Here is a 21,386-nt window from a genome sequence, read left to right on the forward strand (position 1 = left end):
AGTAGAGTTAATCCATTGTTAAAAATGCCTTAGTATTTATTTTGGTTTGATAAAAGTAATTGGCACTTCATAAGCAACTGCAATAGGCTTTTTACCCCACTTACCGGGTTTCATCTTAGGAATTGCTCGTATAATTCTAACAGCTTCTCTCTGAAGATATCTATGAGCACCTTTTACATCTATTACCTCAGGCTTACCTTTATTGTTTATTATAAATTCTACAGTAACTGTACCTTCTAATCCATCTTTTTCGGCAATCTCAGGGTATCTGAAATTTCTAATAATATGATTTCTCAAATTATTATCAAAGCACTTTAGTGGACCTTGTCTAGAATCCTCACATTTAGGCCACATAGGTGTAATTCCTTTTTCATTTGCATTCTCCTTAGACAGAATAATATTATCCTGAGCAAACAAAAAAGTTGAGCATAAAATTGTAATAATAAATAGTAGTTTTTTCATCATAAATTCAGTTTAAATTTAGGGATTTAGGGGGGAGCTAAACTGCAACTGCACCTTTTATATGAGGGTGCGGATTATAGTCTTCCAATATGAAGTCATCAAAAACAAAGCCAAAAATATTTTTTACCTCAGGATTGATCCTTATAGTGGGTAATTTTCTTGGAGTTCTGGATAACTGTAATTCTAATTGCTCCATATGATTGTTATATATATGAGCATCTCCAAACGTATGTATAAACTCTCCCGCTTCATATCCGCACACTTGCGCCATCATCATAGTAAATAAGGCATAAGATGCTATATTGAACGGTACGCCCAAAAATATATCAGCACTTCTTTGATATAGTTGACAGGATAGTTTCCCATCCGCAACATAAAACTGAAAAAAAGCATGACAAGGAGGTAAAGCTGCTTTACCATTTGCCACATTTTCGGAAAAAGATTTTGAGGTATCTGGCAAAACGCTAGGATTCCATGCTGACACCATCATTCTTCTACTGTTAGGATTATTTTTTAATGCATCTATAATTTCTTCAATCTGATCAATTTCATCACCATTCCAATTACGCCATTGGTGTCCATAAACCGGTCCCAGATCTCCATTTTCATCTGCCCATTCATTCCAGATACGAACCCCATTCTCTTGCAAATATTTAACATTGGTATCTCCATTCAGAAACCATAATAATTCATGAATAATTGATTTAAGATGTAGTTTCTTTGTAGTAACCATCGGAAAGCCCTCACTCAAATCAAAACGCATTTGATAACCAAAAACACTTTTGGTACCCGTTCCAGTTCGATCTCCTTTTTCATTGCCATTTTCTAGTACGTGCTGCACCAGATCAAGATATTGCTTCATATTCCCTTAATAACTTTCTTTTGGGTTTGTTAAATAAATACTGACTCCTGCCAAATATACAAAAAATAGGTTTCTAGATATCTATTAATATGTAGATTATGAAATAGTTGTAAAACCTATTTGATAAATGCATTTCCTACAAAAAATACCTATAATTTTTATCCAATAATCATTCCAGCTATCGTAGCCGACAATAATGAAGCAATAGTTCCTCCGATTAGTGCTTTCATTCCAAACTCCGATAATGTTTTTCGTTGTCCCGGAGCAAGCGAACCAATCCCTCCAATTTGAATTCCTATAGATGCAAAATTTGCAAAACCACACAACATATATGTTGCCATGATAACGGATTTGTTATAGGTAAGATGTGTTGCATTCGTTACATCTTTTAAATCTGCCAATTGTATATAACCAACAAACTCACTCGCTGCTAGTTTTATCCCAAGAAGTTGACCCATTAAAGCTATATCTTCTTTGGCTACTCCAATCAACCACATTAATGGTGCAAAAAGATAACCTAAAATAAGTTCAAGAGATAAACTTTGATATACTGTATTTGATGCTATCCAAGTGTTGATAGAAGTAATGTCTCCAACCCAACCTAACATACCATTAAGCATGGCAATAAAGGCTACAAACACTAGTAGCATAGCACCAACATTTACTGCTAGTTTTAAGCCTTCTGTTGTTCCATTTGCTATAGCGTCTAAAATATTAGATCCTATTTTTTCTGAAGAAACATATACGTCCGTATTAATTTTTTCTGTTTGTGGAAATAGTATTTTAGAAATAACAATTGCGCCTGGAGCTGCCATTACTGATGCCGCTAATAGATGTTTTGCAAATTGCAATCTTAAAATTGGGTCGTCTCCTCCTAAAAATCCTATATAAGCTGCTAGTACAGCTCCTGCAACAGTTGCCATGCCACCGATCATAACCAATAGCATTTCTGACTTATTCATCTTTTCTAAATACGCCTTAATTAATAGAGGTGCTTCTGTTTGTCCCAAAAAGATATTACCAGCGACACTTAAACTTTCTGCTCCAGATATCTTTAGTGCTTTAGTTAACAACCAAGCCAAGCCTTTTACAACTTTTTGAATAATACCTAAATAAAATAATAAGGAAGTTAAAGCTGAAAAGAATATAATAGTCGGTAATACTTGAAAAGCGAATATAAATCCAAAAGTATCCATGTCTACAACCAAACCTTCAAACAGAAATTTACTTCCTGCTCTGGTAAAGTCTAAAACACTAACGAATAAACCTCCAACCCATTCAAATATAGTTTGAACAAACGGTACTCTTAAAACTCCAATTGCAATTATTAATTGAAACCCGATACCTAATCCAACTGTTTTCCAATTAATTGCTTTTTTATTGCTGCTAAATAAAAATGCAATTAATAATAAGGTTAACATTCCTAAAACACCTCTCCAAAAACTTGTAAAAGAAAAACCTTGATTTGGGATAAGCTCACCACCTATGGCTGCAGGAACTACTTCAACTATTTTTTCTTCGGCAGTAAGTGAGTATGAAATATTTTTTTTAGTCAACACCAACGTAGAGTCGGAAATACTTCGAATTTTATACTTTATAATAGAATCTTCTACATTTTCTGGAAAAAAAAGCAATATTCTATTTTGTGTTACATAATCACCATTAAGTCTTTCTAATTCGTTATTAAACGAATAAGAAAACGAACCCTTATCCAACTGTAAATAATCTTTCTTACCGACTTGAAAAGTATTTTCAGATGCTCCTTTCACACTTTTCAAAACCCACTTTTTCTCAATAGATTGAGCCGAGATTACAGTAAAAGCAAATAATGATAACAGGAAAGATAATAGTCCTTTTTTCATAAAAATAGAAGTAATATTATAATGTTTCGGAATATGTGGTAAAAGTGATCAAAATTTAACCGCGTTTTGAAATCTCATCTCTTATTCTTGCCGCTAATTCATAGTCTTCATTGGCAACTGCTTGTTCAAGCATACGATTCAATTCTTCAAGAGATAAATCCTGATAACTGGTTTCCTTCCCGATCATTTCCAGATCATCAGAAACCAATTCGTCTACCAACAGGCTTTCTGGATCGTCTTCATCATCATTTTTAGGATTTACTTTTAAATAAATTCCTGCTTGATCCAAAATATTCTTGTACGTAAATATAGGTGCTTGAAAACGTAATGCTAAAGCGATGGCATCACTGGTTCTGGCATCAATAATCTCTTCGATTTTATCACGTTCACAAATAATACTAGAATAAAAAACACCATCCACTAGTTTATGTATAATTACTTGCTTAACAACTATATCAAATCGATCTGCGAAGTTTTTAAATAAATCATGAGTTAATGGACGGGGAGGTTTAATCTCCTTCTCTAAGGCTATCGCTATTGATTGTGCTTCAAATGCACCAATAACAATTGGTAATTTCCTTTCTCCATCTACCTCGCTTAAAATTAGTGCATAAGCACCATTTTGGGTTTGACTGTACGATATTCCTTTTATGTTCAGACGAACTAAACTCATAGTTATTTTCAATAAAAAAAAGGCTGTTTGAACAAATGGACTTTACCTAAGTTCAAACAGCCCTTGATTGGGCACAATTTATGAAAATTATGCGTTATTCGCCTTAAATTCCTTTAATTTTTCAATTAACTGAGGTACTACCTCAAAGGCATCACCAACAATCCCATAATCTGCAGCCTTAAAGAACGGCGCTTCTGGATCATTATTGATTACCACTTTCACCTTACTAGAATTAATACCTGCAAGATGCTGAATAGCTCCTGAAATTCCTACTGCGATATATAAGTTAGTTGCCACAGGTTTTCCTGTTTGACCAACGTGTTCTCCGTGGGGTCTCCACCCCATATCACTAACTGGTTTAGAGCAAGCCGTAGCAGCGCCAAGAACATCTGCAAGTTCCTCTATCATCCCCCAATTTTCTGGTCCTTTAAGACCTCTTCCTCCAGAAACCACAACTTCTGCATCTGCTATAGAAACTTTATCAGTAGCTCTATCTACTGAAGTTACATTAACTGTAAAATCTTCATCAGATAAGGAGGGATCAAACCCTTCAGCGGCAGCAGCACCTGAAACTTCTTTAAGTCCAAAAGCATTATTTGATAATCCTATAACCTTAACATCTGTTGAGATTTCAGTAAGATTAAATGCTTTATTCGTAAAAGCTGTTCGCTTCACAGTAAAAGGAGAAGCACTTTCTGGCAAAGCAACAACATTAGAAGCATATCCTGCATTAAGATTTACAGCTAACATAGATGCTAAAAACTTACTATCTGCACTAGAACTAACCACTACTACTTTTGCGCCTTCTTTATCAGCTGCTTGTTTTAATGAATCAGCATATGCTTTTGCATTAAAAGTAGTTAACTTCTCATTTTTAATCTCTAATACTTTATCAACACCATAGTTCCCAAGCTCACTACTATCATTCGCATTAACACTAACAGCGGTAACGGTAGTACCAAGCATATTAGCAACCTCTTTTGCATAAGACGCTACTTCGAAAGCTGCTTTTTTGAACTTTCCTCCTTCACTTTCTGTGTATACTAAAACTGACATATATACTATTTTTTTATATTGACCCTATAACAAATAGGTATCCATTTATATTATTATATTGCTTTAGCTTCGTTATGTAATAACTCTACTAACTGACCTACATTATCCGGAGAAACTAAAGTTACCTCACCTTTAGGAGCAGGTTTTTCGAATTTAACAGCTTTAGTTTCCTGAGCAGTTTCAATAGCTTCGACAACTGTAAGCGGTTTTTTACGAGCCATCATAATTCCTCTCATATTAGGAATACGAAGATCACTTTCCTCTACCAAACCTTTTTGACCACCAACAACAAGCGGTAATCTTGTCGTAGATGTTTCTTTTCCTCCATCAATCTCACGAATAGCTGTAGCTACGTCTCCTTCCACTTCCAATCCTATACAAGTGTTCACAAAATTAGCTCCTGTTAGGGCAGCTAACATTCCAGGTACCATACCTCCATTATAATCAATTGACTCTCTTCCTGCAATTACAAGATCATAACCTCCATCCTGCACTACTTTTGCTAATTGCTTAGCTACATAAAAACCATCAGTGGCCTCTGCATTTACTCGAATTGCGTTATCTGCTCCGATTGCTAGCGCTTTTCTTAGGGTAGGTTCTGTTTCTGCTCCACCAACATTTACTACATCAACAGATGCACCTTGCTTTTCCTTAAACCACATAGCACGGGTCAATCCGAACTCATCATTAGGATTAATTACAAACTGTACTCCATTTGTGTCAAACTTAGTGTCACCTTCTGTAAAATTAATTTTAGAAGTAGTGTCTGGCACATGGCTAATACAAACTAATATCTTCATTTTATATAGGTATTTTTTGAGAATTTAATAATAAAAGCGAAAGTACAAATAAAATGTCGAATTTACTATGCATGCATAGTAAATTTTTCAATTTTCGATGATCACTAAAAGGTATTAATTGCTACTTTTGCCTTTCGAGTAGGACAAAAATAATTATTTTATAAATGAAAACGATACAATTCAGAGAAGCAATTTGCGAAGCAATGAGCGAAGAAATGCGCAGAGATGAGTCTATTTACTTAATGGGTGAAGAAGTGGCTGAGTATAATGGAGCTTATAAAGCTAGTAAAGGAATGCTCGATGAGTTCGGATCAGAAAGAGTTATCGATACTCCTATTTCTGAATTAGGTTTTTCTGGAATCGCAATAGGTAGTGCTATGAATGGCAATCGCCCTATTGTAGAATACATGACCTTTAACTTTTCATTAGTTGGTATTGATCAAATTATCAATAACGCTGCAAAAATGCGTCAAATGAGTGGAGGTCAGTTTAATATTCCAATAGTTTTTAGAGGCCCAACAGCTTCAGCTGGTCAATTAGGAGCTACACATTCCCAAGCGTTTGAGAATTGGTTTGCTAATACTCCAGGGTTAAAAGTTGTCATCCCATCTAATCCAAAAGATGCTAAAGGCTTACTAAAATCTGCTATTCGTGATAACGATCCCGTTATTTTTATGGAAAGCGAGCAAATGTATGGAGATAAAGGTGAAGTACCAGAAGGGGAATATACGATTCCTATTGGTGTGGCAGAAACCAAAAGAGAAGGAAATGATGTAACTATTGTTTCCTTTGGAAAAATAATTAAAGAAGCTTATAAAGCAGCGGATGAGCTTGCGAAAGAAAATATTTCTTGTGAGATTATTGACCTAAGAACAGTACGCCCTCTTGATCTTGATGCAATTTTTGCTTCAGTAAAAAAAACTAATCGATTAGTTATACTTGAAGAAGCGTGGCCTCTTGCTAATATTGCTTCAGAAATTACATATCAAGTTCAATCTAATATTTTTGATTATTTGGATGCTCCCATTATAAAAATAAACACAGCAGACACCCCTACTCCATATTCCCCTGTTTTATTTGAGCAATGGTTACCAAATAGCCAAGATGTTGTTAAAGCTGTCAAAAAAGTAATGTATAAATAAAATGAACCCTTTTCTTTGTGTTTGATAGTTTTTAAATTTTAATTCATTTTTCGCCAATATTGGCTCGGAATTTGATAAAACTAATCTAATTTACAAACATCAACACTTAGGTACTTTGAAATACTAAAATTATATATTTAAAAATGTTTTGCTTTAACCTTATTATTAATGTTTAAAGCAAAACATTTTTAAATATATAATTTGAAGGTAGGGTATTTATGTATTTATATGTTTTAGATAAAAAACGACAACATTTAAATTGATTAAACAGAGTTAAATTTTTTAATACTGGTAATTAATATCAAAAAAAACAGGGCTTAGTTGTTCCTTTTTTGATTTAAAATGGATTGAATCATTTCAATCAAAAAACCAGTCCAATGATGTTTAATCATAATTATTTAAAAATATTAGATGAGATATTGGGTTTTAGGGTTTTTATTTTTTGTTTTTAGTAACTCTTTCATTTTCGGACAGACCAAAGTAAGTGGTCATGTATATGACAGTAACAAACAAGCTGTCCCTTTCGCAAACATTGTTTTTGTAAATTCTACAATAGGAACCATAACAGATGAAAATGGTAAATTCTATATGGAATCTGATCAAAATCACAATAGCGTTAAAGTTTCTTTTATTGGTTTTGAAACAAAAACAATAAAACTATCTAAACGAACTACATATAACATGGAGGTTGTTCTTGAAGAAGAAGCCGCTTCTCTGGACGAAGTTGTTATATACAAAGGTAAAACCTCTAAAAAAAATAATCCTGCCATAGATATTCTCCGTAAAATTTGGGATAACAGAAGAGAAAATGGCGTTAAGAAATTCAAGCAATACAACTATGATAAGTATGAAAAGTTAGAATTTGACCTTAATACTATTGATAGTGCACTGGTAAATAGTAGGATCTTTAATGGCATGGAATTTATTTTTGAAGATATTGACACTTCAAGAATAACTGGAAAAACATATCTTCCTATTTTTCTAAATGAAGCCATATCCAAAGTATATGGTGATAACGAACTTAATGAACTTAAAGAGGTTCTTCAAGGAAATAAAAACGCAGGTTTTAGCGACAACCAAACCCTAATTGCTTTTGTAAAAGATCTATACTCTGATTACGATATCTACGATAATTATCTAAAGTTCTTTGATAAAAGTTTTACAAGTCCATTATCCAGAACTGGAGTTAACGTGTATAACTATGTCCTTTCTGATAGTGCCTACATTGGTGATAAATGGTGCTATAACATTATCTATTATCCAAGAAGAAAAAATGAACTTACCTTTAAAGGAGATTTTTGGGTAAATGACACAACCTGGGCAATTAAAGAAATTAATTTAGAAGTAACCAAAAGTGCAAATATAAATTGGGTAAAAGATTTATATATCGAACAAGAGTTTGATGTTCTTAATGATTCTATATTTTTAATTACAAAAGATTATTTTCAATCAGATTTTGCCTTCAATAAGAAAGAAAAATCTAGAGGAGTATATGGCAAAAGAACAACTCTTTATGATAACTATAAATTTGACCAGAAGAAAGGCAGAAAATTCTATCAGAGCCAAGTAGATCCTTACAATCAAGAAATTTATAATCGTGATGATTCATTTTGGACAAATTCCAGAATGGAAGACCTAAACAAAGATGAACAAAAAGTATACAAACTTTTAGACACACTAAAAACGGTTAAAGCATTTAAAAGATTATATAATATTGGAACCATATTAGCTACAGGTTATGTAGAATTTAATGGTTGGGATTTTGGTCCATTATTTTCTACCGTTGGTTATAACACTATAGAGGGTTTTAGATTAAGAGCTGGAGGTAGAACTTATTTCACAGCAAATGATCAATGGAGAATAGAAGGATATGGTGCTTATGGTTTTAGAGATAACAAATTTAAATATGGATTATCCGGAAAATATCTTGTGGACCGAAAATCTAGATTAATCATTTCTGCTGGGAATCGAAGAGATGTAGAACAGCTCGGAGCAAGCCTCACAAACACAAACGATGTCGAAGGAAGAAGTTTGGCATCTTCCTCTATTATAGCAACAGGAGATAACAGTAGATTGACTTCTATAAATTTATCAGCCTTTTCTATGCAAATAGAACCCAGAAAGAACTTTACTCTTGGAGTTACTGGGTCTTTCAGAACGTTAAAACCCGCAGATGATGATTTATTTAGTTTAGATTTTATTGATCCCGATACTGGTGAGATAAAGTCTGAAATAAAGCAGGCTGAAATAGGAACCTCTTTAGCATATTACCCTGGAAGAAAAACTACTGGATATGGTGTAGATAGAGTTATTGTTAATGATGGTGACTTTGCTCAATTATTCCTTAATTATTCTGTAGGTTTAGACCATATATTGGAAAGTGATTTTGAATATCAAAAGCTTCAATTTTTTTATAGACAACCTTGGAATATTGGTGGATTTGGAGTTCTAAATAGCTCTTTAGAAGTAGGAAAGACTTTTGGAGAAGTTCCGCTTGGGTTATTAAGTGTAATACCTGGTAACCAAACCTATTTATCAATTCAGAACACATTTCCATTACTAAACTTTTATGAATTCGTGACTGACACGTATGCTGCAGTTCATATGGAACATAACTTTAACGGTAGAATTTTTTCTAGAATACCTTTACTGAGAAAATTAAACTTACGTGAACTTGTCGGTATTCGTGGAGTATGGGGAGAACTATCTGATGAGAACATTGCTCTGGATGCTTCAGGGTTTTTACAAACTGTAGGCGCTCCTGATGATGAAATATATTGGGAATATAGTGTTGGAGTCGGAAATATCTTTAAAATCTTTAGAATTGACTTCCACTTTAGAGGAAATTACTTTGATAATCCTGATGCTCGTGATTTTGGGGTTACAGGGTCCTTTGGATTCTATTTCTAAAAACCCTGAAATAAATTAGTCAAACCTAATTTGTTTATATTAATTATCAGCAATTTCATTATAAAAATCATCAAATAGATTCTTACGAAAAGCTTATAGGTTACCATAACATTAAAATTTGATACATAAACCTATTATTTTTGGCTATAAATTTTAACCAACCCCTTGTAATACTTATCTTTGCCGCCCATAAAAATGAGAATAAGAATATGAGCGCAGCAACCCGTGAAAGTTTCGATGTACTAATTGAAATACCTAAAGGAAGTCGTAATAAGTATGAATACGATTTTGATATAAAAAAGATCCGATATGATCGCATGATTTTTTCTTCTATGATGTATCCTGCAGATTATGGATTCATTCCAGAAACTTTGGCACTAGACGGAGACCCATTAGATGTATTAGTTTTAGTAACAGAACCAACATTTCCTGGTTGTGTAATGGAAGTAAAACCGATAGGCGTTTTCCATATGACAGACGAAAAAGGTCCTGATGAAAAGATTATATGTGTCCCCATTTCCGATCCAATTGCAAGTCGATTAGCAGATCTAAAGGAAATGAACCCACACCTTATAAAAGAAATAGAACATTTTTTCCAAGTTTATAAAGACTTAGAAAAGAAAAAAGTTGATGTTGGTGGATGGGGTAATATTGATGAAGCAAGAAAAATTATCAAAGCCTGTGTTAAACGTTTTGAGGATCTAGCAGATAAACCTGAAGGACTATTCAGTATTCATTAAAGTTCTATACAAAAAATAAATAAAAGCGCAATATTTTCTTATAAATATTGCGCTTTTTCTTTTTAGCTTTATTTTACTACATTTAGCGACAAATTAACTAAAAACACATTTAATGGAATCAAATATGATTTATATGCCAATTGTTTTGGCAATATTAGGGCTTATTTACATGCTGGTTAAAAAATCTTGGGTAATGAAGCAAGATGCTGGCGATGGTAAAATGAAAGAAATTTCGGATCATATCTACGAAGGAGCCTTAGCTTTTTTAAATGCAGAGTACAAATTACTTGCAATATTTGTGGTGATAGTTAGTGTTTTATTAACAATTGTTTCTTTTGTTGTACCTACTACTCATTGGCTAATTGTCATTGCTTTTATATTCGGAGCTGTTTTTTCTGCTTATGCGGGGAATATAGGAATGAAAATTGCTACCAAAACAAATGTCAGAACTACGCAAGCAGCCCGAACTAGTTTACCAAATGCCCTTAAAATTTCTTTTGGAGGTGGTACAGTAATGGGACTTGGTGTTGCAGGTTTAGCTGTATTAGGTTTAACCGCTTTCTTTATATTCTTTTTTCACTTTTTTATGGGCGGAGAATGGACCAACACAATGGATATGACCATAGTTCTAGAGACTTTAGCTGGATTCTCTTTAGGAGCCGAATCTATTGCTTTATTCGCTCGTGTAGGTGGAGGTATCTACACAAAAGCAGCTGATGTAGGAGCAGATTTAGTAGGTAAAGTCGAAGCTGGTATTCCAGAAGATGACCCACGTAATCCTGCTACAATTGCAGATAATGTTGGAGATAATGTTGGAGATGTTGCAGGTATGGGTGCTGATTTATTTGGTTCTTATGTAGCTACGGTATTAGCTGCCATGGTACTAGGAAACTACGTTATCAAGGATATGGGAGGTGCTATCTCTGATCTTTTTGGAGGTATTGGACCAATCTTATTACCTATGGCGATTGCTGGTGTTGGTATTATCATCTCTATAATTGGTACCATGTTGGTGAAAATTAAAAACAATGATGCTAAAGAATCTCAAGTAATGGGAGCACTTAATATTGGTAACTGGACATCAATAGTCCTAGTAGCTGCTGCTTGTTTTGCTTTATGTAAGTGGATGCTTCCTGAAACTATGAAAATGGAGTTTTTCGGAGAAGGCTTACAAGAAATTTCTTCAATGCGCGTATTTTATGCTACTCTGGTTGGGTTAGTAGTAGGAGCCGTAATTTCATCAGTAACTGAATACTATACAGGACTAGGCAAATCTCCTATCCTTAAAATTGTACAACAGTCAAGTACAGGCGCAGGAACAAATATTATTGCTGGTTTAGCAACTGGTATGATTTCAACTTTCCCTTCTGTATTATTATTTGCTGGAGCTATCTGGTCATCTTATGCTTTTGCAGGATTTTATGGTGTGGCTTTAGCGGCTTCTGCAATGATGGCAACAACAGCTATGCAATTAGCAATTGATGCATTCGGACCAATATCAGATAATGCTGGTGGAATTGCCGAAATGAGTGAACAAGAACCAATCGTAAGAGAACGTACTGATATCTTAGATTCAGTTGGAAATACAACAGCCGCAACAGGAAAAGGTTTTGCTATCGCTTCTGCTGCATTAACATCTTTAGCTCTATTTGCTGCCTATGTAACCTTTACAGGAATAGATGGGATTAATATTTTTAAAGCTCCGGTATTAGCAATGTTATTTGTAGGGGGAATGGTGCCCGTAGTATTTTCTGCCTTAGCAATGAATGCTGTTGGAAAAGCAGCAATGGAAATGGTGCAGGAAGTACGCCGTCAGTTTAAAGACATCCCTGGAATTATGGAAGGTACAGGTAAACCTGAATATGATAAGTGTGTTGCAATTTCAACAAAAGCTTCCTTAAGGGAAATGATGCTACCGGGATTACTTACTATTGGGTTTCCTTTAGTAATAGCATTTGTTCCATTATTATTCGGAATGGACACATTAGCTATTGCTGAAATGTTAGGAGGATATATGGCAGGAGTTACCGTATCAGGTGTTCTATGGGCGATATTTCAAAACAATGCTGGTGGTGCTTGGGATAACGCAAAAAAATCATTTGAAGCTGGAGTAGAAATTAATGGAGAGATGACTTATAAAGGCTCTGATGCTCATAAAGCCGCAGTGACTGGTGATACAGTTGGAGATCCTTTTAAAGATACTTCAGGACCGTCTATGAACATATTGATTAAATTAACTTGTCTTATAGGACTTGTAATTGCCCCTATACTTGGAGATCACACTCCTGAAACTGCAGTAGCTAATGATAAAACTGAAGTTATTGAGACTAAATCATCTTCTAATCAAGTTGAAAAACAAATCGAAGTTAATATGGAAATGAATGGAGATATTGCCAATGCTAAAGTCATTATCACAAAAACTGAAAACGGCAAAACTTTCATAGAAACGAAAAAACTAAAAGGTACAGAAGAAGAAATAAAAACTAAAATTGAAGAAATTAGAGCTTCCATAAAATAATTTTTAAAAGCTACCCCTTAAAGAACCTCGCTAATTAGCGGGGTTTTTTATCTTTATACTTCAAGAAAATTCTATGTTCAAAAAAAAACCATTACGAATAAATTCTTATCTAGGGTATGGTACAACAACTAGATTAAGAGCTACTGGCAGGGCTTTAGAAGATGAAAACATTAATTTCGATGGTAATACAGGGATTCTGAAAACATTGCGCAATATCTATAAACAGTTTGAAAGTGATGAAATAAAAAAAGCACATATCGAGCTAAAACTATCCAATGGTCAAAAATTTTCTACAGCTACAGACTCCGAAGGGTACTATAATTTCGATGAACTTTTATCCGATTCTTTCGAATTAACGGATAAAGAAGGGTGGATACCATTTATTGTTTCCTACCAGAGCGGTAATGATAAAAGAATTATACAGAATAACGTATTTGAAGGAAAAATGTTAACACCTTCAGAAAATGCATCATATGGTATCATAAGTGATATTGATGATACAATTTTGCATACTGGAGTTGCTTCATTGTTCAAATGGAGAGTAATTACAAATACTTTTTTCAAAAATTTCGACAGAAGGTTACCCTTGGAAGGAACCGTTCAATTCTATCAGAAATTAAAATTAGGTAAGAACACTGCACCAGTTAATCCCATATTTTACGTTAGTAATAGTCCTTGGAATTTATATGATTACTTAACAGCTTTTCTAAAAAAACACTATTTCCCTGAAGGCCCTATTCTGTTAAGAGATTTTAGAACACCTTTTGATAAAACCCCCAAACCTACAATACCTCATAAACAATCTGAAATTTTAAATCTTATCAAAATATATCCCAATATAAAATTTATCCTTATTGGAGATAGTGGAGAAAAAGATGCCGATATTTATACAGAAATAGCAATAAAATATCCCAATAGAATTTTAGCTATTTATCTGAGAAGCGTGAATCATAAAAGAAAAGAAAAAAGAATAATTAAAATCATCGATTCTTTTACAACTACCCCTATACTTCTTGTTCATTCCTCTAAGGAAGCTGAAGAACATGCAAGGCAACACGGATTTATTACTTAATTTTTTAAACTTCTAACTTCTGAAGTAAGAGTTAACATAGCATCTTGTAACTGCTTAATACTTGCTGCATCAGAATTGGCGTCAATATTGAAACTAAGTTTACTATTCACCTCCCAAACCTCTACAACCTGATGTGTTTGAATCGTAAATGGTAAATAGTCAGCGTTTAGAGAAATCAATGTCAACACCGAAGAATCCTCATTTTTCCTAACTTTTTTAACCACTACGCTATCATGCAATACCACCACATAGAGAGCATTACTTCGTAACTCAGAAAGATTATTAACAGCTTTACCTATGACCCATTCTTTTGGTTCTAAAACAGGTAACATGCTATCTCCTTCTACTTGAAAACCTCTATAAGTAGCATTTCTATATTCTGGAAGAGGAATATCAAAAGCAGGCAATTGCTGATACCAATCCACATCTTGAACGTTATGCGGATAACCAGCTGCTGCTTTTACATTAACAAGAACTATGTTCTCGTTATTTTCCGAATCTACAGTAACTATTTTTGGTGCAACATCACCATTATGTAACTGAATTCTCTTTTGTTCACTTTCGCCAAACAACCAAAGAGGGTTAACTCCAAATTCTTGAAGTAATTTAGAAACAACTTTTCCCGAAATTTTAGTTTTTCCCCTTTCTATATCCGCAGTAGAGTTCTTAATGTTAAGAACCCTAGCAAAATCAGATTGTGTAAAATGATTCTCCTCACGGATCGATTTAAAGCGTTGAATGGTTTGGTTAGTTAAATTATCCATACAACTTTGATTTATAAATTAGTATCCATTTCTGTTACTTTGATTTGGGATAATTATGAGGCAAATATACTATTTTTTGGAATATTTCCAATTTTAACACTGTTTCATTTTTATTTTGTTGGAATATTTCCATAAATTTGGAAAAATTACTAGTTAACTAAATCCATATGACATCACAAATTGTTTTACACCGACCAGAATCAGAAAAAACTATTCGATATTCATTAAACAATTCGATTCCCGCTACAGAGGAGCTTTACAAACGGTTAATCGAAAAAGGATTTCTTTTTAAAAGAAACCATAAAATTAACAACTATACTTTCGATTTTTACTGTCCTTCTTTAAAAATTGCTCTAGAGATCGATGGGTACGCACATGAATTCTCAGAAGTTTTTAGTCAAGATACTCCAAAAAAACTTCATATTCATTCCTTAGGGATTACGGTATTGCGCTTTACTGATTATCAAATTCTAGTAGATATAGAAGAAATCTTCCGAGCTTTAAAACATCAAATTAAACTATCCAATAGAAGTTCATATGTCGTTTGAGAGAACGCGTGAAAAACTTTCGATTCTTGCGGATGCCGCAAAGTATGATGTATCCTGCGCCAGTAGTGGAGGAAAAAGAAAAAACACGAATAAAGGTTTAGGTAATAACACAGGCATGGGTATATGCCATAGTTATACTGAAGATGGTCGTTGTGTATCCCTATTAAAAATTTTACTTACCAATCATTGTATTTTTGACTGCGCATATTGTGTTACCCGAAAAAGTAATGATATAAAAAGAGCTGCTTTTAAAATACAGGAAGTTGTAGACCTAACCATTAATTTTTATCGTAGAAATTATATAGAAGGATTATTTCTTAGTTCAGGAATTTTTAAAAATTCTGATTACACTATGGAACGATTGGTTGCAGTTGCCAAAAAACTTCGGTTAGAAGAGAATTTTAACGGATATATTCATTTAAAATCGATTCCAGGCGCGAGTGACGAACTCATGAGAGAAGCTGGACTCTACGCTGATCGTCTTAGTGTTAACATAGAAATACCTACTATATCAGGGCTTAAACTTTTAGCACCCGATAAAAAACACGAGGACTTTATGAAACCAATGTTAAAGGTAAAAAACGAAATCCTTCAATATAAGGCAGAACGAAAAATCATAAAAAGTACACCGAGATATGCTCCAGCAGGACAAAGTACTCAAATGATCATTGGCGCTACGGGAGAAAGTGATAAGGATATTATGCTATCTGCTACTTACTATTATAAAAAGTTTAATATGCGAAGGGTATATTACTCAGGTTATATTCCAGTTACATCTGATAATCGTTTACCTTCTTTACAAACCAAAGTACCTATTCTTAGAGAAAATCGATTGTATCAAACCGATTGGTTGCTTAGATTTTATGGGTTCTCTGTTAACGAATTATTAAATGACCAATATAAAAACTTAGCCCTCGATATTGATCCTAAGTTAAGTTGGGCACTACGTAATTTGGATTTTTTTCCAGTCGATATTAATAAAGCGGACAAAAACATTTTAGCTAGAATACCTGGAATTGGGATGCAATCGGTTTCGAAAATACTTCAAGCAAGAAAATTCAGAAAACTAGATTGGATACATCTTAAAGCTATTGGTATCGCATTAAACAGAGCACAATACTTTATTACCTGTAACTCTAAAGATTTTTATCACAAAGATGTAACTCCATTAAAATTAAAGAATATTATTCTAAAAACTTCCAAAAGCAAACACGCTAAGTATTTTACTAATCAATTGAGTCTTTTCTAACAAATCTAAACATGAATCCACGGACAATTTTATCATATGACGGAAGTTTTGATGGATTTTTAACCTGTGTATTTACTGTATATGAACAAAAAATAGTTGCTCCAATTATTAGAAAAGAATCCGAATCTAATAATCAACTATTTACAATTTCTGAAATAATTATTACTGATGAAACAAAATCTAGTCGGGTATGGAAAGGTATAAAAACTAAAATTCCATCATCGCAACAGAAAATTCTTTTCAAAGCTTTCTTAAGTGAAATTAAAGGAGTGGAAAACACACTTCTATGTTATATTAGGAATATATTAAATACACCTAATTCTACTCTTATTGATTACAGCAATAAAGATATTCTTAAAATAAGTCAAGTAGCCAAAATGGTAGGAAGAGAAAAACATAGAATGGAGGCTTTCGTTAGGTTTCAACGAACAAAAGATGATATTTTTATTTCAACCGTAGAGCCTGATTTTAATGTTTTACCATTACTGATATGTCACTTCCAAGATCGATATGCAGATCAAAAATGGTTAATCTATGATATAAAGCGATCATATGGACTATATTATGACCTTCATAAAGTAGACATCATAACCTTAGACTTTTTTTCCAAACTAAATACAAGTATTCAAAAAGAAAATTACGTTGATAATGAGTTAGATTTCCAGAAGCTATGGCAAACTTATTTTAACAGTGTTACTATTAAATCCAGAAAAAACTCAAGATTACACGTACAACACCTTCCTAAACGTTATTGGAAATACTTGATAGAAAAAAACGAAATATAAAATAAAATGTTAAATTTGGCGTTCAATAACCCAATTAACTAAATCTATCAATTATGAAAAGATTATTTTTAGGAGCAATTGCTCTAACGTTAGCAGTTTCAGTAACCTCTTGTAGAGATACAAAAAAAGCAGAAGATGCTGCTAGTGATGCTGTAGAAGAAGTAAAAGACGCTGCTGAAGAAGCAAAAGATGCTGCTGGAGAAGCTGTAGAAGATGCTAAGGAAGCTGCTAATGAAGCTGTAGAAGATGCAAAAGAGGCTGTTGATTCTGTAAAAGCTGCTGCTGGTGATGCAGTAGATGGAGCTGTTGATGCTGCAAAAGACGCTGCTGGTAATGCAGTTGACGCTGCAACAGACGCGGTAAAAGAAGGTACTGATGCTGTAAAAGACGGAGCTAACAAAGCTGCTGACGCATTAAAAAAGCAATAATATACAGAGAAAGTATATATGTAAAAAAAACATCCGCCGTGGCGGATGTTTTTTTGTTTTTAGTCATGCCATTTTACCTTTTCCTCAATAGAGTTTCGTTTAGAACTTATTACCTCGTCTTTATTATAATTACCTATATATAAAAACCCCAAACACCTTTCACCCTCTTCAAACTCAAAAAATTCTCCTGCATATTTTATTAAAACGGGACTACTCCAATAGCAACCTACTTCATTAGCTGTGCAAGTAAGCCACATATTCTGAACCGCCATAGCCGTAGCTGCTATTTCTTCCCATTCTGGAACTCTTTCTTTAGGGTCTCTCTGCATACATATAGCTATGATAACATTAGAAGCATCACACTTATCCTTAATCTTCTTGACTTTAAATGGTGAAAACTTATCATTAGGTGTAATATCTGTATACGTATCTGATAAAAAACTCCCAAGACGATCTTTTGTTTCTCCTCTAACCACCTTAAAACGCCAAGGTTCAGTTAACCTATGAGTAGGTGCCCAATTAGCATTCTCTAATAAATTTTTAATAAATTCTGCGGAAACGGGCTTGTTATTATACTGAGAAGGAAAAATTGATCTACGTTCTCTAATAATTTGATTTAAATATTCATTATTCATGAATTTTATGTTTTTACTGTAAAGTTATTATTAATATTGAGACCAATAAAAATAAAATCCAAATTTAGATTTTGAATTTAAGAATTCGTCTTCATACCTCTGAACAACTTGATAATTTATCTCTGTCTGGAAAGAAGTTGTCAAAAGCTTTATCCAGTTTAAAATTAATCAACAAGCTGTTCGGAAATCACAAACAACTTGCTAAAGGCACCCTTGATTATTGTATCAAAAACCCAAATAAAAAATCGTTCCACATTCTGGATATAGGTTGCGGAGGCGGTGATAGTATTTACAATGTTTCTAAAAAACTAAGTAAAAAAGGAATTCGAGGAGGTTTTTTAGGAATCGACGGAAATCCACAAAGTATTATCTATGCTAATTCTCAATATGCTAGATATAATCATATACAATTTAAGGTTGACAATATCCTAGATCATTCTTTCTCAATTCCTGATTGTGATATCATCATAAGTAGTCATTTTATATATCATTTTGAGGATGAAGAGCTTATCAAATTTATTAAAAGAATAAAAGAAAAAGGAATTAAGCATCTTATATTTAGTGAATTAAAAAGGAGTAAGACAGCGTATTTTTTATTTAAATATTCAAGTTACTTTTTACCTATTTCCAAATTAGCAAAACAAGATGGATTAATAGCCATACAAAGGGCTTTTACAGTTAATGAATTAGAAAATATTCTGGATAGAAGCGACGTGAAAAAATATACTGTAAGTAAAAAAATCTGGTTTAGAACCTTAACAAAAATAGACCTATAATTATGAAAGAAATTCTTATTCAAAATCTTAAACAAATAAAGAAAACTCCTAAAACAATGCTTCTTACATATATTACGGTATATTTTTTATGGGGATTAGGAATGAATCAGTTTGGTGCAGAAATGGAAATTGCTAGATTCAGTTATTGGTGGCAAGTGGTCACTTGTTATATTTTATATATGGTCCCTATTTCGATTTTATTAAAGAAATACAACTTCTTTAATCAATACGCATATGGGTTAGTAGCTATGGGAGTACTAGAATTTTTAGGATACTGGTTACAAACATCTTATGTCTATCCAAATAATATACTTGATCAACTATTCAGTCCTCAAAATTTTAGTTTAGGAATGGCATTATTTTTTGCTTTATACTTTCCTGCTGGAAATTGGTTAGTTGATAAAATTCACAGTATCATCTTTAAAAATCAGGATGTAGATTCATCTTCTACCTTGCAACGAGAATAAACTGTTGTTTTCCTTGTTTTTTTACTCTATACTTATCTTGAATCTCTTTAGCCCCTTTTAAATCCAATGAATCTGCTACATATGTTATCCAGTCTTGTCGATGTACAATAGCATTATCTAACACCACATCCGTAAGGTTAGCATCTTCCAGCTTTGTACCCCATAAGGTAGCTTCAGTTAAATCTGCTTCCGTTAGATCTGCCCCATATAACTTGGCATTGGTTAGATCAGAACTTAATAACTCTGAATTACTAAGATTAGCATTGGTAAGATTAGCTCTTTTTAGAATGGCATCAGAAAGATTTATTTTTTCCATATTCGCTTCTATCAATTCACTTCTTTCCAAATTAGCAGCAGGCAAATTTACATCGGATAAATTTGAGTAACTTAAATTAACATATCTAAGATTAACTCCTCTACCCAAAAATATATCTTTAAAATAAGTATAACTAAAATCAGAAGCATCCAAAATTTCTCTATACGATTGATCCGCCAGTTCACTCCTTATTAGACTAAACAGGAGTTGTCCCTTCTCTGGGCTTATTTTTTTATCAATCAACTCTCCGTCTTCTTTATACTTATAAGGTTTCATTGCTCTAGATAAACTCGCTATTCTAGCTTCTAAAACTGGGCTAACATTGCGTTCGCTAGATCCTTTGTATTTCAATTCTTCGCTAAGATCAGAAAGTAGGTTATCCATAATGAAAACCAAAGAAGATCTCCTTTCTGCTTCTATTAATTCATTTTGGTTATCTACTAATCTATTCTGATTGATAACAAGTTTTGTCTGGTATAACAGAATAATAGAAGGAATGAGAGTTACAAGTAACCCAAAAAGACCAATTCTAGTAATGCGCCAAATAATATTAGAGGACACATCAGAAACGGTATCCACAGAAACTGATTTGGTTTCCTTATATTCTGTAATAGCATTATTAATACTACCTTTTAGTCTCACCCCAAGAAGAGGTACGCTAGATTTTTTAAGTATCCAAAACCCAATACTCTTTTTCTTCTCTTTTCTTTTTTTTATTTGATCTAATTGATCTTGGAGTTGCTGTTTTTCTTGCTCCAGCTGTTCAATTCGTTCTTGTTCAGTCACTTTTAGTTAGATTTCGGGATTTTCAATGTTCAATATATTAAAGTTATATGATTAATACCAAATAAAAAAGAAAGCCTTTCTTATTGAAAAAAAAGGCTTTCTAAATCTAACATAATAAAATATAGTCCAAAAACTATTCCCTTACCCTATATAGTTAGCTATATCATCTGAAATGTTTTGAATTAATGAAGTTTTCTCTTCTTGATCTACCTGATTAATAATTTTCGCTAAAAGAAGTACATAACTCGCTACGTATTCACGCTTTTTATCATCATTTACATATTCCTTCCCATCTACCGCGATGAAAGTAATTAGGTTACGTATAACTTGCCTTAAATCCGAAATGCTTAACTCCTCTTTCATTTTCTAATCGCTGATTAGTTTCTAAATTCAGAATGAAATTAATACTCTAACTTCCTAAAAATGAATATAAAACTTTATAAAAATCAGTATTTCCGATAAAAGGCAACTTTCATCGATTTAAGAAAACAATCTATTTATCTAGCAACAAAATAATGTCTTATTACAAAAGCAG

Annotated in this window: 21 protein-coding genes; 11 read left to right on the top strand and 10 right to left on the bottom strand. The window is 33.1% G+C overall.

The features are described from left to right. Window positions 1–36: 36 nt before the first annotated feature. From Q0921_RS08390 to Q0921_RS08415, 6 genes are all read right to left on the bottom strand, one after another. On the bottom strand, window positions 37–462 hold the full coding sequence (locus Q0921_RS08390; protein WP_299255869.1) for an energy transducer TonB: 426 nt from the start codon (window positions 460–462) through the stop codon (window positions 37–39). Window positions 463–499: 37 nt separating this feature from the next. Beyond that, window positions 500–1,324, bottom strand: a complete 825-nt coding sequence (locus Q0921_RS08395) for a thymidylate synthase (protein ID WP_299255870.1) — start codon at window positions 1,322–1,324, stop codon at window positions 500–502. A gap of 158 nt (window positions 1,325–1,482) precedes the next feature. Further along, window positions 1,483–3,186 (bottom strand): nucleoside transporter C-terminal domain-containing protein, encoded by a 1,704-nt coding sequence (locus Q0921_RS08400; protein ID WP_299255871.1) that lies wholly within the window; start codon window positions 3,184–3,186, stop codon window positions 1,483–1,485. Window positions 3,187–3,241: 55 nt separating this feature from the next. Further along, on the bottom strand, window positions 3,242–3,859 hold the full coding sequence (locus tag Q0921_RS08405; RefSeq protein ID WP_299255872.1) for a bifunctional nuclease family protein: 618 nt from the start codon (window positions 3,857–3,859) through the stop codon (window positions 3,242–3,244). Window positions 3,860–3,946: 87 nt separating this feature from the next. After that, window positions 3,947–4,915: an electron transfer flavoprotein subunit alpha/FixB family protein gene (locus tag Q0921_RS08410; protein ID WP_299255873.1), complete on the bottom strand. Its 969-nt coding sequence runs from the start codon at window positions 4,913–4,915 to the stop codon at window positions 3,947–3,949. 53 nt (window positions 4,916–4,968) lie between these two features. Further along, the gene (locus tag Q0921_RS08415) at window positions 4,969–5,715 is read right to left on the bottom strand and encodes an electron transfer flavoprotein subunit beta/FixA family protein (RefSeq protein WP_299255874.1); all 747 of its coding nucleotides are present in this window, start codon (window positions 5,713–5,715) and stop codon (window positions 4,969–4,971) included. A gap of 164 nt (window positions 5,716–5,879) precedes the next feature. On the opposite strand from Q0921_RS08415, the gene Q0921_RS08420 reads away from it, so the two are divergent. The 5 genes from Q0921_RS08420 (at window position 5,880) to Q0921_RS08440 (ending at window position 14,097) form a co-directional block, all read left to right on the top strand. Then, a complete protein-coding gene (locus tag Q0921_RS08420) occupies window positions 5,880–6,857 on the top strand; it encodes a pyruvate dehydrogenase complex E1 component subunit beta (protein WP_299255875.1) in 978 nt (325 codons plus the stop codon). 411 nt (window positions 6,858–7,268) lie between these two features. After that, the gene (locus Q0921_RS08425; RefSeq protein ID WP_299255876.1) at window positions 7,269–9,767 is read left to right on the top strand and encodes a DUF5686 and carboxypeptidase-like regulatory domain-containing protein; all 2,499 of its coding nucleotides are present in this window, start codon (window positions 7,269–7,271) and stop codon (window positions 9,765–9,767) included. Between the two features lie 209 nt (window positions 9,768–9,976). Further along, on the top strand, window positions 9,977–10,507 hold the full coding sequence (locus Q0921_RS08430; protein WP_299255877.1) for an inorganic diphosphatase: 531 nt from the start codon (window positions 9,977–9,979) through the stop codon (window positions 10,505–10,507). 112 nt (window positions 10,508–10,619) lie between these two features. Beyond that, window positions 10,620–13,025, top strand: a complete 2,406-nt coding sequence (locus Q0921_RS08435) for a sodium-translocating pyrophosphatase (RefSeq protein WP_299255878.1) — start codon at window positions 10,620–10,622, stop codon at window positions 13,023–13,025. A 73-nt stretch (window positions 13,026–13,098) separates the two neighbouring features. Beyond that, on the top strand, window positions 13,099–14,097 hold the full coding sequence (locus Q0921_RS08440) for an App1 family protein (RefSeq protein WP_299255879.1): 999 nt from the start codon (window positions 13,099–13,101) through the stop codon (window positions 14,095–14,097). Here Q0921_RS08440 and Q0921_RS08445 read toward each other — a convergent pair. Further along, entirely contained in the window at window positions 14,094–14,861 is a 768-nt protein-coding gene (locus Q0921_RS08445) for an XRE family transcriptional regulator (RefSeq protein WP_299255880.1), read from the bottom strand. The genes Q0921_RS08440 and Q0921_RS08445 overlap by 4 nt on opposite strands. Window positions 14,862–15,028: 167 nt before the next feature. Between Q0921_RS08445 and Q0921_RS08450 the strand changes: the two genes are divergently transcribed. Genes Q0921_RS08450 through Q0921_RS08465 form a run of 4 tightly spaced genes read left to right on the top strand, consistent with a single transcriptional unit; the run spans window position 15,029 to window position 17,871 of the window. After that, on the top strand, window positions 15,029–15,409 hold the full coding sequence (locus Q0921_RS08450) for an endonuclease domain-containing protein (protein WP_299255881.1): 381 nt from the start codon (window positions 15,029–15,031) through the stop codon (window positions 15,407–15,409). Then, window positions 15,399–16,658, top strand: a complete 1,260-nt coding sequence (locus Q0921_RS08455; protein WP_299255882.1) for a putative DNA modification/repair radical SAM protein — start codon at window positions 15,399–15,401, stop codon at window positions 16,656–16,658. Before Q0921_RS08450 ends, Q0921_RS08455 begins: the two co-directional genes overlap by 11 nt. Before the next feature lie 11 nt (window positions 16,659–16,669). After that, window positions 16,670–17,443, top strand: a complete 774-nt coding sequence (locus tag Q0921_RS08460) for a TIGR03915 family putative DNA repair protein (RefSeq protein WP_299255883.1) — start codon at window positions 16,670–16,672, stop codon at window positions 17,441–17,443. A 53-nt stretch (window positions 17,444–17,496) separates the two neighbouring features. Further along, window positions 17,497–17,871 (top strand): hypothetical protein, encoded by a 375-nt coding sequence (locus Q0921_RS08465; protein WP_299255884.1) that lies wholly within the window; start codon window positions 17,497–17,499, stop codon window positions 17,869–17,871. Window positions 17,872–17,930: 59 nt separating this feature from the next. Here Q0921_RS08465 and Q0921_RS08470 read toward each other — a convergent pair whose 3' ends face one another. After that, entirely contained in the window at window positions 17,931–18,506 is a 576-nt protein-coding gene (locus Q0921_RS08470; protein WP_299255885.1) for a nitroreductase, read from the bottom strand. A gap of 71 nt (window positions 18,507–18,577) precedes the next feature. Between Q0921_RS08470 and Q0921_RS08475 the strand changes: the two genes are divergently transcribed. Together Q0921_RS08475 and Q0921_RS08480 are read left to right on the top strand one after the other, a co-directional pair. Then, a complete protein-coding gene (locus Q0921_RS08475; RefSeq protein WP_299255886.1) occupies window positions 18,578–19,282 on the top strand; it encodes a methyltransferase domain-containing protein in 705 nt (234 codons plus the stop codon). A 2-nt stretch (window positions 19,283–19,284) separates the two neighbouring features. Further along, entirely contained in the window at window positions 19,285–19,749 is a 465-nt protein-coding gene (locus tag Q0921_RS08480) for a hypothetical protein (RefSeq protein WP_299255887.1), read from the top strand. On the opposite strand, the gene Q0921_RS08485 is transcribed toward Q0921_RS08480, so the two are convergent. Beyond that, window positions 19,730–20,851, bottom strand: coding sequence for a pentapeptide repeat-containing protein (locus Q0921_RS08485; RefSeq protein ID WP_299255888.1), 1,122 nt, complete (start codon window positions 20,849–20,851; stop codon window positions 19,730–19,732). The genes Q0921_RS08480 and Q0921_RS08485 overlap by 20 nt on opposite strands. A 141-nt stretch (window positions 20,852–20,992) precedes the next feature. After that, entirely contained in the window at window positions 20,993–21,214 is a 222-nt protein-coding gene (locus Q0921_RS08490) for a hypothetical protein (RefSeq protein ID WP_299255889.1), read from the bottom strand. Window positions 21,215–21,386 lie beyond the last annotated feature (172 nt).

It is taken from the genome of uncultured Aquimarina sp. (assembly GCF_947496855.1).
Lineage (GTDB): Bacteria > Bacteroidota > Bacteroidia > Flavobacteriales > Flavobacteriaceae > Aquimarina.

Excerpts from the sequence above, each read along its gene's own strand:
- Q0921_RS08465 (WP_299255884.1), top strand. The coding sequence starts at position 17,497 with ATGAAAAGATTATTTTTAGGAGCAATTGCTCTAACGTTAGCAGTTTCA.
- Q0921_RS08410 (WP_299255873.1), bottom strand. The coding sequence starts at position 4,915 with ATGTCAGTTTTAGTATACACAGAAAGTGAAGGAGGAAAGTTCAAAAAA.
- Q0921_RS08390 (WP_299255869.1), bottom strand. The coding sequence starts at position 462 with ATGAAAAAACTACTATTTATTATTACAATTTTATGCTCAACTTTTTTG.
- Q0921_RS08440 (WP_299255879.1), top strand. The coding sequence starts at position 13,099 with ATGTTCAAAAAAAAACCATTACGAATAAATTCTTATCTAGGGTATGGT.
- Q0921_RS08470 (WP_299255885.1), bottom strand. The coding sequence starts at position 18,506 with ATGAATAATGAATATTTAAATCAAATTATTAGAGAACGTAGATCAATT.
- Q0921_RS08480 (WP_299255887.1), top strand. The coding sequence starts at position 19,285 with ATGAAAGAAATTCTTATTCAAAATCTTAAACAAATAAAGAAAACTCCT.
- Q0921_RS08445 (WP_299255880.1), bottom strand. The coding sequence starts at position 14,861 with ATGGATAATTTAACTAACCAAACCATTCAACGCTTTAAATCGATCCGT.
- Q0921_RS08400 (WP_299255871.1), bottom strand. The coding sequence starts at position 3,186 with ATGAAAAAAGGACTATTATCTTTCCTGTTATCATTATTTGCTTTTACT.
- Q0921_RS08420 (WP_299255875.1), top strand. The coding sequence starts at position 5,880 with ATGAAAACGATACAATTCAGAGAAGCAATTTGCGAAGCAATGAGCGAA.
- Q0921_RS08460 (WP_299255883.1), top strand. The coding sequence starts at position 16,670 with ATGAATCCACGGACAATTTTATCATATGACGGAAGTTTTGATGGATTT.
- Q0921_RS08425 (WP_299255876.1), top strand. The coding sequence starts at position 7,269 with ATGAGATATTGGGTTTTAGGGTTTTTATTTTTTGTTTTTAGTAACTCT.
- Q0921_RS08490 (WP_299255889.1), bottom strand. The coding sequence starts at position 21,214 with ATGAAAGAGGAGTTAAGCATTTCGGATTTAAGGCAAGTTATACGTAAC.
- Q0921_RS08405 (WP_299255872.1), bottom strand. The coding sequence starts at position 3,859 with ATGAGTTTAGTTCGTCTGAACATAAAAGGAATATCGTACAGTCAAACC.
- Q0921_RS08395 (WP_299255870.1), bottom strand. The coding sequence starts at position 1,324 with ATGAAGCAATATCTTGATCTGGTGCAGCACGTACTAGAAAATGGCAAT.
- Q0921_RS08435 (WP_299255878.1), top strand. The coding sequence starts at position 10,620 with ATGGAATCAAATATGATTTATATGCCAATTGTTTTGGCAATATTAGGG.
- Q0921_RS08450 (WP_299255881.1), top strand. The coding sequence starts at position 15,029 with ATGACATCACAAATTGTTTTACACCGACCAGAATCAGAAAAAACTATT.
- Q0921_RS08430 (WP_299255877.1), top strand. The coding sequence starts at position 9,977 with ATGAGCGCAGCAACCCGTGAAAGTTTCGATGTACTAATTGAAATACCT.
- Q0921_RS08455 (WP_299255882.1), top strand. The coding sequence starts at position 15,399 with ATGTCGTTTGAGAGAACGCGTGAAAAACTTTCGATTCTTGCGGATGCC.
- Q0921_RS08415 (WP_299255874.1), bottom strand. The coding sequence starts at position 5,715 with ATGAAGATATTAGTTTGTATTAGCCATGTGCCAGACACTACTTCTAAA.